This is a genomic window from Corynebacterium suicordis DSM 45110 (assembly GCF_015351405.1).
In the GTDB taxonomy this organism is placed as follows: domain Bacteria; phylum Actinomycetota; class Actinomycetes; order Mycobacteriales; family Mycobacteriaceae; genus Corynebacterium; species Corynebacterium suicordis.
Genome location: NZ_JADKMY010000002.1, coordinates 21494 through 35173, shown reverse-complemented (window position 1 = coordinate 35173; position 13680 = coordinate 21494). Strand labels below are relative to the sequence as shown.

At 60.4% G+C, this 13680-nt stretch carries 9 protein-coding genes; 5 read left to right on the top strand and 4 right to left on the bottom strand.

Annotation, left to right across the window (positions count from 1 at the left end; genetic code table 11):
- Positions 1–27: 27 nt before the first annotated feature.
- Positions 28–1377 (bottom strand): 3-oxoacyl-ACP reductase, encoded by a 1350-nt coding sequence (locus IRY30_RS06535; RefSeq protein ID WP_194556641.1) that lies wholly within the window; start codon positions 1375–1377, stop codon positions 28–30.
- 300 nt (positions 1378–1677) lie between these two features.
- Between IRY30_RS06535 and IRY30_RS06530 the strand changes: the two genes are divergently transcribed.
- The 4 genes from IRY30_RS06530 (at position 1678) to IRY30_RS06515 (ending at position 6524) form a co-directional block, all read left to right on the top strand.
- Positions 1678–2994, top strand: coding sequence for an acetyl-CoA C-acetyltransferase (locus tag IRY30_RS06530; protein ID WP_194556640.1), 1317 nt, complete (start codon positions 1678–1680; stop codon positions 2992–2994).
- A 242-nt stretch (positions 2995–3236) separates the two neighbouring features.
- Positions 3237–3827: a dephospho-CoA kinase gene (gene coaE, locus IRY30_RS06525; protein ID WP_194556639.1), complete on the top strand. Its 591-nt coding sequence runs from the start codon at positions 3237–3239 to the stop codon at positions 3825–3827.
- A 119-nt stretch (positions 3828–3946) separates the two neighbouring features.
- Positions 3947–6079 carry an excinuclease ABC subunit UvrB gene (gene uvrB / locus IRY30_RS06520; RefSeq protein ID WP_194556638.1) on the top strand — a complete coding sequence of 711 codons (2133 nt, stop codon included), beginning with the start codon at positions 3947–3949 and terminating at the stop codon, positions 6077–6079.
- A 1-nt stretch (position 6080) separates the two neighbouring features.
- Positions 6081–6524 (top strand): universal stress protein, encoded by a 444-nt coding sequence (locus IRY30_RS06515; protein ID WP_194556637.1) that lies wholly within the window; start codon positions 6081–6083, stop codon positions 6522–6524.
- Between the two features lie 7 nt (positions 6525–6531).
- Here the strand turns inward: IRY30_RS06515 and IRY30_RS06510 are convergent, their stop codons facing one another.
- From IRY30_RS06510 to IRY30_RS06500, 3 genes are all read right to left on the bottom strand, one after another.
- Positions 6532–8913 (bottom strand): HelD family protein, encoded by a 2382-nt coding sequence (locus tag IRY30_RS06510; protein ID WP_194556636.1) that lies wholly within the window; start codon positions 8911–8913, stop codon positions 6532–6534.
- Between the two features lie 142 nt (positions 8914–9055).
- Positions 9056–9874: a DoxX family protein gene (locus IRY30_RS06505; RefSeq protein WP_194556635.1), complete on the bottom strand. Its 819-nt coding sequence runs from the start codon at positions 9872–9874 to the stop codon at positions 9056–9058.
- Positions 9875–9977: 103 nt separating this feature from the next.
- A complete protein-coding gene (locus tag IRY30_RS06500) occupies positions 9978–10685 on the bottom strand; it encodes an MBL fold metallo-hydrolase (protein WP_194556634.1) in 708 nt (235 codons plus the stop codon).
- Between the two features lie 131 nt (positions 10686–10816).
- On the opposite strand from IRY30_RS06500, the gene uvrA reads away from it, so the two are divergent.
- Entirely contained in the window at positions 10817–13669 is a 2853-nt protein-coding gene (gene uvrA, locus IRY30_RS06495; protein WP_194556633.1) for an excinuclease ABC subunit UvrA, read from the top strand.
- The last annotated feature ends 11 nt before the right edge of the window (positions 13670–13680 follow it).

Sequence of the window (13680 nt, the reverse complement as noted above, 5' to 3'; positions counted from 1 at the left end):
TTTTTTCGACGCCGAGGTGGTGGCTGATTAAGCGCCCAGCAGAGACTGGCCACAGACGCGAACGACGTTGCCGGTCACGGCGCTGGAGGAAGGAGCTGCGAAGTAGGAGATGGTCTCGGCGACATCCACGGTCAGGCCACCCTGGGACAGGGAGGACATCATGCGGCCGGCCTGACGGGTAGCGAATGGGATCGCAGCGGTCATCTGAGTCTCGATGAAGCCTGGAGCCACAGCGTTGACGGTGATGCCGCGGTCGGCCAGCTTCTCAGAGAGAGCGTCAACCATGCCGATGATGGAAGCCTTGGTCAGGCCGTAGTTGGTCTGTCCGCGGTTGCCGGCGATACCAGCGATGGAAGACACGCCGATGACGCGTCCGTTGTCAGCCAAGCCACCGTTCTCCAGCAGCTTCTCGGTGATGCGCACTGGGGCGATCAGGTTCACTGCCATGACGGAGTTCCAGCGAGCATCGTCCATGTTGGCCAGGAGCTTATCGCGGGTGATGCCAGCGTTGTGGACGATGATGTCGATGGGGCCACCGTGGCGCTGTTCAGCGTGCTCCTTGAGCTTGTCAGCTGCATCGGGAGCGGTGACGTCGAGAGGCAAGGAGGTTCCGCCGACCTTGTTGGCGGTCTCAGCGAGGCCCTCGCCTGCAGCGGGGATGTCCACGCAGATGACCTTGGCGCCATCGCGGGCCAGAATCTCAGCGATGGTGGCACCGATGCCGCGGGCAGCACCGGTGACTACTGCGATCTTGCCTTCGTTTGGACGATCCCAGCTGGTAGGCAGCTCGGCGCCTTCGGCACCGACGCGGATGACCTGGGCGTCGACGAATGCGGACTTGCCGGAGAGCAGGAAGCGCAGGGTGGACTCGACACCGGAAAGGTCGGTGGAGACTGCTGGGTCAACGTAGACCAGCTGAGCGGTAGCGCCACGGCGCAGCTCCTTGCCGACGGAGCGGGTGAAGCCCTCGAGGCCGCGCTGGACGATGTGCTCGTCAACGTCGTCGATTGCCTCTGGGGTGGTGCCAATGACAACGATGCGGCCGGATGGCTTGATCTGGCGCATTGCTGGCTGGAAGAACTCGTAGATCTCCTTGAGATCTTCTGGGCGCTTGATGCCGGTGGCGTCGAAAACCAGCGCAGAGTGCTTATCTTCACCGACAGAAGCCGCTAGGTCGTAATCTCCGGCGAGAAGGGACTTCAGAGACTCGGCGAGGCGACCGTTGCCACCAACGACAACAGTGCCGTCCAACGCAGGCAGACCCTTTTCGTAACGGCGCAGCTTCTCTGGCTGAGGAATGCCCAGCTTGGGAGCGAGGAACTTGCCTGCGGAGGAATCTAGGAACTGCTGGAAAGCGTCTTTCTGAGGGGTAGACATATGTAATGCTCCTTAGTGAATGTCGTATGAAGACTCAGTAACGCATTCAAGATTAGCGAAATTAAATGAGCCAGGTGGCTAGTGCGCCCACAAAGCCCGTTGAGCAAGACACCTACCTGCGAGGACGGGGCCTTCTCCGTTGGCGGAGGTTAGGAAAACGGCAGAGTGGAGCTATGAACTCATGTATAGTTTGACGGTGTAAATGCAGGCGTGGAATCTTCCCGCAGCGCAGGTCAATGCGCGCGGAGGAAATATACGCCCCGCGAACAAACCAGCTAGATAGATGGAGTGATTCAGACTATGACTAACGGATCTCCTCGTAAGGTCGCCATTCTTGGTGGCAACCGTATTCCTTTCGCACGTTCCAACAAGGAGTACACCAGTGCTTCTAACCAGGACATGCTCACCGCAGCCATTGACGGCCTCGTGGCTCGTTACGGCCTGCAGGGCGAGCGTCTCGGACTGGTCAGCGCTGGCGCCGTGCTGAAGCACGCCCGCGATTTCAACCTCACCCGCGAGGTTGTCATGGGTTCCGCTCTGGACTCCCAGACCCCTGCGAACGACGTGCAGATGGCTTGTGGCACCGGCCTTGACGCTGCTGTCCAGGTGGGCGACGCTATCGCTTCCGGTCGTATCGAAGCTGGCATCGCCGGCGGTACCGACACCACCTCCGACGCTCCATTGGCTGTCAACGACGAGCTTCGCAAGACCCTGATCTCCGTGAACAACGCGAAGACCACCGGTGACCGCCTGAAGCTGCTCGGCTCCATCCGTCCTTCCCAGCTGGCACCAGAGGCTCCAAACAACGGTGAGCCACGCACCGGCCTGTCCATGGGTGAGCACGCTGCCATCACTGCTCGCGAGCTGGAAATCTCCCGCGAAGACCAGGATCAGCTGGCAGTTGAGTCCCACCAGAAGCTGGCTAAGGCTTATGACGAGGGCTTCTTCGATGACCTCCTCACCCCATACCTGGGCGTGCAGCGCGATACCAACCTGCGCCCAGATTCCAGCCTGGAGAAGCTGGCCAAGCTCAAGCCAGTATTCGGCAAGCGCGATGCTGAGCAGCACGGCACCACCGCCACCATGACCGCTGCAAACTCCACCCCACTGACCGATGGCGCTTCCGCAGTGCTGCTGGCCAGCGAGGAGTGGGCTGCAGAGCACAACATCCCAGTGCGCGCATACCTGGTGGATTCCGAAATCGCTGCTGTTGACTTCATCCACGGCCGCAACGGTCTGACCCCAGACGGCCTGCTGATGAGCCCAACCTACGCTGTGCCTCGCATGCTGGAGCGCAACGGCCTGACCCTGCAGGATTTCGATTTCTACGAAATCCACGAGGCATTCGCATCCCAGACTCTGGCCACCCTGAAGGCTTGGGAGTCTGAAGAGTACTGCCGCGAGCGCCTGGGTCTGGACGCTCCACTGGGTGCCATCGACCGCAACAAGCTGAACGTCAAGGGCTCTTCCTTGGCTGCTGGCCACCCATTCGCCGCTACCGGCGGCCGCATCCTGGCATCCGCTGCCAAGGTGCTGGAGCAGAACGGTGGCGGCCGCACCCTGGTTTCCATCTGTGCTGCAGGTGGACAGGGCATCGTCGCTATCCTCGAGCGCTAAATATTCGCTCACCGTGGCTCACGGTGAATGAATGACAAAGGCTGTTGCCCCGGAATGAGAGTTCCGGGGCAACAGCCTTTTGCTGTGCCAAATGAAGGATCTTGCTTCGGCGCGAAGGGGAGCCTAGAAAACAGTGCTCAGGTCGGTTCGATAGACCACCGCGTTGTGTGTGCTCCACGAGGTAGTAACCCAGCATCGCATTCCCGCCCAGTCATCCGACGGAAGCAACATATAGTGGGGGCATGTTAAAGATTGGTGTCACTGGAGGAATCGGTTCGGGCAAGTCCACGGTCTCGAAGCGACTGGCTGAGCATGGCGCATTCGTGGTGGATGCAGATCAGATCGCCCGCGAGATCGTTGAACCCGGGCAGCCCGCGCTGCAGGAGTTGTCCGAGGCATTCACCGATGTCCTGCTCCCGGATGGAACTCTGAACCGCGGCGAGCTAGCAAAGCAGGCCTTCGCCACCACCGAGGCCACCACCAAGCTGAATGCCATCACTCACCCGCGCATTCGCGAGCGCACCCAGCAGCTCTTCGCCCAGGCGGAATCCGCGGGGGAGTCCGTGCTGGTCTATGACATGCCCCTGTTGATTGAAAATGGGGAGTACAAGAGCATGGATCATGTGGTGGTGGTCGATGTCCCGGATGAGGTTCGCGTGCAACGTTTGGTTGAGTTCCGCGGTCTTGTTGAGGCCGACGCCAGGGCGCGGATAGCCGCGCAGATCGATAGGCAATCCCGCTTGGATGCTGCCGATACTGTCCTGGACAACAGCGGCACAGTTGAAGATTTGCTGGAGCAGGTGGATCGCTTCTGGGAGAACGTCGCTCGGTAGACCTGCCGCTGGTGTTACGAGGATGCTCCTGGAGAAGCTTCAATTCCACTGGCGTTCGTCATTGAGCACATCACGGGCAGGAGAAATGTGCCTGTCTTGGCACGGGTTAGACTGAATGCATGGCATTTGCAGCGGAGCGCCCAGAACTGTCCTATTCCGAGTTTCGTCCGGTGGGGGATATTGAACGGGCGGATGGAAAATTTGAGGTCATCAGTGATTACAAGCCAGCTGGTGACCAGCCCAAGGCAATCGCAGAACTGGCGAAGCGCCTAGAGGAAAAGGAGCGCGATATTGTGCTGCTCGGTGCCACGGGTACCGGTAAGTCCGCTACTGCGGCCTGGCTCATTGAAAAGACCCAGCGTCCCACCTTGGTGATGGCGCCCAACAAGACTCTTGCCGCGCAGCTGGCCAATGAGCTCAGCAGCCTGCTTCCAAATAACGCGGTGGAGTACTTCGTGTCTTACTACGACTACTACCAACCAGAGGCGTATATCGCGCAGTCGGACACGTACATCGAGAAGGATTCTTCCATCAACGAGGATGTGGAGCGCCTGCGCCACTCTGCCACCTCCGCACTGCTGTCTCGCCGCGATGTTGTGGTGGTGAGTTCTGTGTCGTGCATCTATGGTTTGGGTACTCCGCAGTCCTACCTGGATCGTTCGGTGTGGCTGAAGGTCGGCGAAGAGGTGGAACGGGATCAGTTCCTGCGCCTGTTGGTGGATATCCAATACGCGCGCAATGACATGGCCTTTACCCGCGGCCATTTCCGCGTCAAGGGGGACACCGTAGACATCATCCCTGCGTATGAAGAGCTCGCCGTGCGAGTGGAATTCTTCGGGGATGAAATCGATGCCCTTTACTTCATTCACCCACTCACCGGAGACATCATCCGCAGAGTGGAAGAACTGCGCATCTTCCCAGCCACGCACTACGTGGCGGGGCCGGATCGTATGGAAAAGGCCATCGCCGCCATTAAGGATGAGCTCGCCCAACGGTTGCAGGAGTTGGAGAACAAGGGAAAGCTCCTCGAAGCCCAGCGCCTGCGCATGCGCACCGAGTATGACCTGGAGATGATCCAGCAAGTTGGCTTCACCAGTGGCATCGAGAACTACTCGCGCCACATCGACGGCCGCGCGCCGGGCAGCGCTCCCGCCACCCTCATCGATTACTTCCCGGAGGACTTCCTCACCATCATCGATGAGTCTCACGTGACCGTTCCGCAGATCGGCGGCATGTTCGAAGGCGATGCCTCCCGCAAACGCAACCTGGTGGAACACGGATTCCGCCTGCCCTCTGCGTTGGATAACCGGCCGCTGACCTGGGAAGAGTTTGATGATCGCAAGGGTCAGTGCGTGTACATGTCCGCTACCCCGGGTGACTACGAGGTGGCTGCCGCCGGGGGCGAATACGTGGAGCAGGTGATTCGACCCACCGGCCTGGTGGATCCTCAGGTGGAGGTTCGCCCCACCGAGGGGCAGATTGATGACCTCATCGAACAGATCCGCCAGCGCACGGAGAAGAAGGAACGTGTGCTGGTCACCACGCTCACTAAGCGCATGGCAGAAGACTTGACTGATTACCTGCTCGAGCACGGTGTGAAGGTGCGCTACATGCACTCGGATATCGATACGCTCAAGCGCGTCGAACTGCTGCGCCAGCTGCGTTTGGGAGAATACGACGTCCTCGTGGGCATCAACCTCCTCCGAGAGGGCTTGGACCTCCCGGAGGTGTCCCTGGTGGCCATCCTGGATGCGGATAAGGAGGGCTTCCTGCGCTCCACCCGTTCGCTGATTCAGACCATCGGCCGCGCCGCGCGTAACGTCTCCGGCGAGGTGATCATGTACGCAGACCGGATCACAGATTCCATGCGTTTCGCCATTGATGAGACGGATCGGCGTCGGGAAAAACAGGTCGCGTACAACAAGGAACACGGTATCGATCCGCAGCCTCTGCGCAAGAAGATCGCCGATATCCTCGATCAAGTCGCAGATCTGGAAGCCAACTCGGGCGCGGAGAGCACGCTCAAGGGAGACGAGGCGATGCTGGGTCTCAATTCAGATTCCAGCGCTTCGAGTATCAGCGCAGAAGCCAAGTCCATGGCTCGTCCGGAGCTAGAGCAGTTGATCGCCAGCATGACCCTGCAGATGAAGAACGCAGCTCGCGAATTGAAGTTTGAGCTCGCCGGGCGCCTGCGTGATGAAATCGCAGACCTGAACAAAGAACTCAAGGGTATGAAGGAAGCCGGTATGTAGGATGGCAAACATGTACAAGACCATTGTGGTGGGAACAGACGGATCGGACTCCTCCCTTTTGGCAGTGCGGAGGGCCGCAGGTATCGCGTCTGCAGTCGGGGCGGAACTGGTGCTTGCGTCTGCTTATTATGCGACAGACGCCGATGCCTTTTCATCCCCACGCGGGGATTCCAAGGCAGTTATAGGAGATGCGAGCGCGGATGAAATCCTTGCCTCAGCCATTGCCGTGGCCGAAGAGATGGGCGTGCAGAAGGTCTCCGCAAAGATGAAGCAAGGCTCCCCGGTTGAGGCGCTGATGGGCATCGTGACCGAGGTCGATGGCGATCTGCTGGTGGTGGGTAACCGCGGGATCAATTCCCTGACCGGCCGCCTGCTGGGTAGCGTTCCCGCGGATCTGGCCCGGCAATCCAACTGCGACACGATGATCGTCCACACCGTCGACTGACCACCGGTTAGAAGTCTTCCAGCCCCGCAATGATCTCTTCCGGATCCATTGCGGGATTTTTCACGACCAGCGTGAGCCCCTGCGTGGCGCGGGTGATGGCCACGTACAGATCGTTCCAACCCTGCGGGGAGGCGCCGACGATACGTTGCGGATCTACCAACACCACCTCGTCAAACTCCAGCCCTTTGATCTCGGAAATTTTCGCGCGCATGATGTGCTCATCGTCCGCGATATTGGTGGGCAGGGCGTCGTCGGCAAAAATCACTCCAACCAAGCCTTGCCCGGTTAACTCCGCAGCTTGAGCCACCGCGGCGCTGAGGTCAGAGGAGACGCGCACGCCAGTGCCATACTCGCGCAGGGCGATGGTTGGGGTCTGATCTGGGGAAATTTTCTGCAGGAGTAGATCGGCCAGCGTGGTGATGTCCCGTGGCGTGCGGTAGTTCACTGTGAGCTCGTGGAGGTTCCAGCGCTCGGAGACATATGGGCTGAGCGCCGCATCCCAAGACTCCACGCCCGCCGGGTTGCCCGTCTGCGCGGGGTCGCCCACCACGGTCATCCAGCGATTCGGCGAGCGGCGGAACAGCATCCGCCACGCCATCTCCGAGAGCTCTTGAGCCTCATCCACGATCACGTGCCCGTATGCCCAACGCAGATCCTTCGCGGCTCGCTGCGCGGTGGTGCCGGTGGTACGCACGCGCTGACGCTCGGCCAGGGTTTCCGCATCGATCACGTCGTAGGCCATGAGAACTTCCGGCGCGAAGCCATCGTCCAGATCCTGCGAGGCCGAACCCGAGAGAATATCCAGCGCTTCCTGCGCCTCGGTGATTCTGGCCAGCCACTTCTCGCGCTCTTTGGCTTCGGCCTCCTCGTCATCGATCATCCCCAGCAAGTCCACCAGCTCATCGAGCAGCGGCGTATCGGCATCCGTCCAGGTGGGCTCGGTGTTCTCTCCCATTTCTCGACGCAAACCTGACCACGTCTCTGCATCGTATTCCGGAGCTGCCTCCTCAGGGTTTGCGAACAGACGAGTGAGCACTTTCTGCGGGGTTAGCTCGGGCCAGAATTCCTCCACGGCCTCGATTACCGCGGTTTCGCCCGCCAAGTCCTCACGCAGACGCGCGCGATCGCGGGCGGAGAGGAGATTCTCCCCACCCAGGGGATCGGCTCCGATTTTCTCCACCAGGGCCTCGGTGAGAGATCCCACCACGTGATCCACAAAGAGTGGGCGTGCCTGATTGTGTGGGCGGCGAGATCGCCGGGCACGGGTGCGCGCGGCGCGGATCATCCGCGGGGTCAACGTGATGGTGACGGAGTCGATGGTGAAATCCCGGGGCTGCTCTGGGACGGTCTGCCACGTCTTGACCGCATCGGCCAGGATGGTGAGCATCTCCGCGGAGCCCTTGACTTCGCGTGCCAGCAGCGAGGTTTCCGGCACGGCGTGGATGCCAGGCAACAGTGTGCCCGGGGTGGCCAGCACCACGCCGGTTTCGCCCAGGGAGGGCAGCACCTGGGAAATGTAGGAGAGAAAGCGGTCATTCGGGCCGATGATGAGCACGCCGGACTTCTCCAACTGCTCCCGCCACGTGTAGAGCAGATACGCTGCGCGGTGCAAGGCTACGGCCGTCTTGCCCGTTCCCGGAGCGCCCTGCACCACGGTCACTCCACGGTGCTCGGAGCGGATGATGGTGTCCTGTTCAGCAGCGATGGTCTCCACGATGTCGCGCATGCGTGTGGAGCGCACCCGAGTCACCGCATCCAACAGCGCGGCTTCGGTGGCCACGGTGGAGCTGGAGTGCTCTGTCTCATGTGGTGACGAGGTATCTGCGATGAGTGTCTCATCGCTCACGCTGGTGATCTCGCGTCCACGAGTCTTGATGTGCCGGCGCGTGTGCACTCCCTCTGGGTGCAAAGTGGTGGCCAGGTAGAAGGGGCGGGCCATGGGAGCGCGCCAATCCATGAGCAGGGTGCGCATCGTGGAATCGTCATCGTGCAAACCAATTCGGCCAATGTAGCGACGGTCCAGCGGGATGGTTCCCGTTGCCCGCGCAACGGGATTTTCTGGTTCCGAATCCTCGACGTCGATCCGTCCGAACATCAACCCGATTTCCGCTGCGGTGTAGCTTTCCAACTTGCGGCCAATATCCTGCGCCTCACGGTCGCGCATCATCAGACCCTGGGGGTCATCGATATCCGCTTCTTTGCGCACATTCTTCAGGCGCTTCTCCAGGGTGGCCCGTGCGTCATCGATGCGCCGCAGCAGCTCATCCAAGTGTGCCTGCTCCTGGGCAATCTGATCCTGGGAGATCTGCGCTTGGGATATTTGCGCCCGAGAAGTCTCCTCCTGGGAAATTTGCGCCCGAGGAGACGAGTGAGGGGAGTTGGGGGTCATCAAACCTTCAATAAACGATGGTGAGGAAATCTGTAGAAACTAAGGAACCGGACCCGAGCGAGAGCTCGGATCCGGCGGGTAACTCACATCACCACCCTAGTGACAGGGTGGTTGGTGAGAAAGCAGCGGAGAAGTGAGGGGCTTAGCGGCCGTACTTCTTCTTGGCCTGCTTCTGAGCCTTCTTCAGATCCTTCTGAGCCTGCTTGCGGCCCTTCTTGAGATCCTTCTTGGCCTGCTTGCGGAAGCCCTTGGTTTCCTTCTGAGCGCGATCGCTCAGATCAGCAGCCTGGGAGGTGAGCACGTCGGCCTGCTCGGAGGCGAACTCCTTGGCCTGGCCACCGATCTCCACTGCCTTGTCGCGAAGATCCGCAGCGGTGTCCTTCCACTCATCAGAGTGATCGTCCACGTAAGAAGCCACAGCTTCCTTGCCGGAAACGGCGTTTTCCTTGGCCTTGGTCAGCAGACCCTGAGCCTGATCCTGAGCGTTGGCCAGCATCTTCTCCTGCTCGGACTTGCCTGGCAGAGCCTTCTGCACGCGCCAAGTCAGACCTGGCTTGCCTGCGGTGTCCGCAGTGGTGATGGCCAGCCCGCCAACCAGAGCGAGGTCAGTGACCAGCCCGCGCTGCTTGTTCTTCTTGGCAGCCTGGTCCTTCTCGGACCAGAAAGCGTTGCGGGACAGAGAGGTTGGAAGCTGCAGCAGGGTCAGCAGGCCAGCACCCAAGCGGGGAGCCTTACCGGTTCCGAGCAGGGCAGCTCCGGCGATCTTGCTGCCGGCGACGAGACGAACGCTGGTGGTGTCATCCTTGGGGATAACTGCAGCAACGTTGGGAGGCAGAACACGGCGTGCGTTGCCCACGATGAGCTTTGCCTCTTCGGTGTGCTCACCGGTGTTCTTCAGCATCTGGACACCATCGAGAACGAATGCGGACGCCAACAGTGGGCGGGCAATCTTGCGGATCATTGGTCACCACTCCTTATGAGTAAATATGTTTTGGAAATAATCCAGCTAGAAAATAAGCCTACATAATTTTGCCGTGCAGGCGCAGGCGTATTTCCGACTCGATTTACCAGCCGCGCTGACGCCACTCATCCACCTGCGGAAGCTCTTCGCCCACAGTGGTGGAATCTCCGTGGCCAGGGTGCACGATCGTTTCTTCCGGCTGGTTGAGGATGCGCTGTTCAACATCATCGATCGGCTGCTGGAAATCCTCTGGGTTCTCGGTCTTGCCCACCCCACCCGGGAACAGGGAATCGCCCACGAATGCGCGGGGTGGCTGGAAGTAAGTCTCGTTGTTTGCCAGTACAGCGATGCCGCCTGGGGTGTGTCCGCGCAGTTCCACCACGTGCAGATCCATGACCTGGAAGTCTCCGGCCAGGCGCAGCAACTCGGATTGGCCATCGTCGGTGCCATAAGTCTCATCGGCTGCAACTGGCAGGCCGGGAGCATCTGTGCGACCCGCGTGGTGTCGGGCTGAGGTCGCCTTTAGCACGGCTTCGAGTGCCTGAACGTGGTCATCGTGTTGGTGAGTGGTCAGCACGTCGGTGATGCGAATGTTCGCTTCGCTGGCGATGTCTAGGAGATGCTCGGCATCACCGGCTGCATCGATGAGCAGGGCGTCGCCACTGGGGCTCACCACGAACCAGCAATTGTTGTCCATGGGAGCCACCGTGGTGTGGATCAGGGTGGCGTCGGCTAGCAACTTCACGGCTTGCGTGGCTCGTGGGTTTTCTAGGTGGTCGATTTCCGGGACAAATGTGAGTGAGGAAGTCATGTCCCGCACCGTAGTAGCTGCCGCGAGGATGGGAGAAAGTGTGCAAAGTGGCGTAAACTTGGACATTTGTATGCTTGCTGCCCTGCTCAGACGAGCCGGGTGGCGTCCACGGCAAGATAGAGGAGTTTTCAGTGGCCGATAGGTTGGTTGTCCAAGGTGCGCGCGAGCACAACCTCAAGGGCGTGGACATCGACTTGCCCCGCGAGAAGATGATCGTGTTCACGGGGCTGTCCGGATCCGGTAAATCCTCGCTGGCTTTCGATACCATCTTCGCTGAAGGCCAACGTCGCTACGTGGAATCTCTGAGTTCTTATGCGCGCATGTTCCTCGGCCGGTTGGACAAGCCGGACGTGGACCTCATCGAGGGCTTGAGCCCGGCGGTGTCTATCGACCAGAAGTCCACCAACCGCAACCCGCGTTCCACCGTGGGTACGGTGACGGAAATCTTCGATTACCTGCGTCTTCTCTACGCCCGCACCGGCGTGCCGCACTGCCCCGAGTGTGGCGAGATCATCCAGCGCCAGACCCCGCAGGAGATCGTGGACCAGGTGCTCTCCATGGAAGAGGGCCTGAAGTTCCAGGTCCTGGCACCCGTGGTGCGCACCCGTAAGGGCGAGTTTGTGGATCTCTTTGAAGACCTCGCCGCCCAGGGTTTCTCCCGCGTGCAGGTGGATGGGGAAGTGCATCAACTCTCCGACCCACCGAAGCTGGAGAAGCAGGTCAAGCACAATATCGACGTGGTGGTGGATCGCCTGCAGGTCAAGCCCACCCAGAAGCAGCGTCTCACGGATTCCGTGGAGACCGCGCTGCGCCTGGCTGAGGGAATCGTGGTGCTGGACATGGTGGGGTTGGATGATTCCGATCCCAACCGCATCCGTCGTTTCTCCGAGAAAATGGCCTGCCCCAACGGCCACGAGTTGGCGCTGGATGAGCTGGAACCACGCACCTTCTCCTTCAACTCTCCCTTTGGTGCCTGCCCCGTGTGTGATGGCCTGGGCACTCGCCTGGAAGTGGACGAGAAGCTGGTCATTCCCGATGAAGATGCGCCACTGATCCACGCCATCGCCCCGTGGGATTCCAGCCCCAACAGCAAGTACTTCGTCAAGCTGCTCACCGCGCTTGCGGAGAAGCTGGAGATCGACCCGAAGACCCCGTGGAAGAAGCTCAGCAAGAAGCACCAGAAGGCAGTGCTGCAGGGACACTCCGCGGAGATCGCCGTGAGCTTCCGCAGCCGTTATGGCCGCCAGCGCAACTACTCCGCACCTTACGAGGGCGTGATGCCCTTCCTGAAGCGCAAGATGGATCAGACCGATTCCGATTGGTCTAAAGAGCGTTACCGCAGCTACATGCGCGAAGTTGCTTGCCCCACCTGCGACGGCACCCGCCTGAAGCCGGAGGTGTTGGCCGTGACCATCGCTTCCGGTGAGCGTCAATTGTCCATCGCCGAAGTGGCCAACCTTTCTATTGCCGACGCCAGCACGTTCCTCGACAACCTCTCCCTTTCCAAGCGTGATGAGATGATCGCTGGTGCGGTGCTGCGCGAGATTCAGGCTCGGCTGAAGTTCCTCCTGGACGTGGGCCTGAATTACCTCTCCATGTCTCGATCCGCGGGCACCCTCTCCGGCGGTGAGGCACAGCGAATCCGCTTGGCCACGCAGATCGGCTCTGGATTGGCGGGCGTGCTGTACGTACTGGATGAGCCTTCCATCGGCTTGCACCAGCGCGATAACACTCGCTTGATCTCCACGCTGGAGCACCTGCGCGACCTGGGTAACACCCTGATCGTGGTGGAGCATGATGAAGACACCATCCGCACCGCAGACTGGCTGGTGGATATCGGCCCTCGCGCCGGCGAGTTCGGCGGCGAGGTGGTCTATCAAGGTAAGCCCGAGGGCATCACCAAGGTGGAGCGTTCCATCACCGGTCAATACCTCTCCGGAGCTCGCGTTCTGGCGGTGCCGGAGAAGCGTCGGGAAATCGATGCGGATCGCAAGCTCACCATATTCGGCGCGCAGCAGAACAACCTGCGCAACGTGGACGTGGAGATCCCACTGGGCGTGCTGACCTGTGTCACCGGCGTATCCGGTTCGGGTAAATCCTCGCTGATCAACGGCATTTTGGCGCAGAGCCTGGCCAATAACCTCAACCGGGCGCGCTTGGTACCGGGACGCCACAAGAAGGTCACCGGCCTGGAGCACCTGGACAAATTGGTGCAGGTGGATCAGTCCCCAATTGGCCGCACGCCTCGTTCCAACCCCGCGACATACACGGGCGTGTTCGATAAGGTGCGCAAGCTCTTCGCCGAAACCACCGAAGCCAAGGTGCGCGGTTACACCGCTGGCCGATTCTCCTTCAACGTCAAGGGCGGCCGCTGCGAAGCGTGTCATGGTGACGGCACCCTGAAGATCGAAATGAACTTCCTGCCGGATGTGTACGTGCCGTGTGAGGTGTGTGATGGAGCGCGCTACAACCGCGAGACGCTAGAAGTTCTGTACAAGGACAAGAACATCTCCCAGGTTCTGGAGATGCCCATCGTGGATGCCGCGGAATTCTTCCGCCCAGTCACGTCCATCTCCCGCTACCTGGACACCCTCGTGGACGTGGGTCTGGGATACGTGCGCCTGGGACAGGCTGCCACCACGCTTTCCGGTGGTGAGGCACAGCGCGTGAAACTGGCGGCAGAGCTGCAGAAGCGTTCGAATGGCCGGACCATCTACATCCTGGATGAGCCCACCACTGGCCTGCACTTCGAGGACATCCGCAAGTTGATGATGGTGATCCAGTCCCTGGTGGACAAGGGCAACTCGGTGGTGATCATCGAGCACAACTTGGACGTGATCAAGGCTGCAGACTGGATCATCGACATGGGTCCCGAGGGCGGATCCGGCGGTGGCCTCGTGGTTGCCGAGGGCACCCCGGAAGAGGTGGCCAAGGTGAAGGGCTCCTACACCGGCGAGTACCTCAAGCCGATGTTGAGCAAATAGCAGCCCGGTTA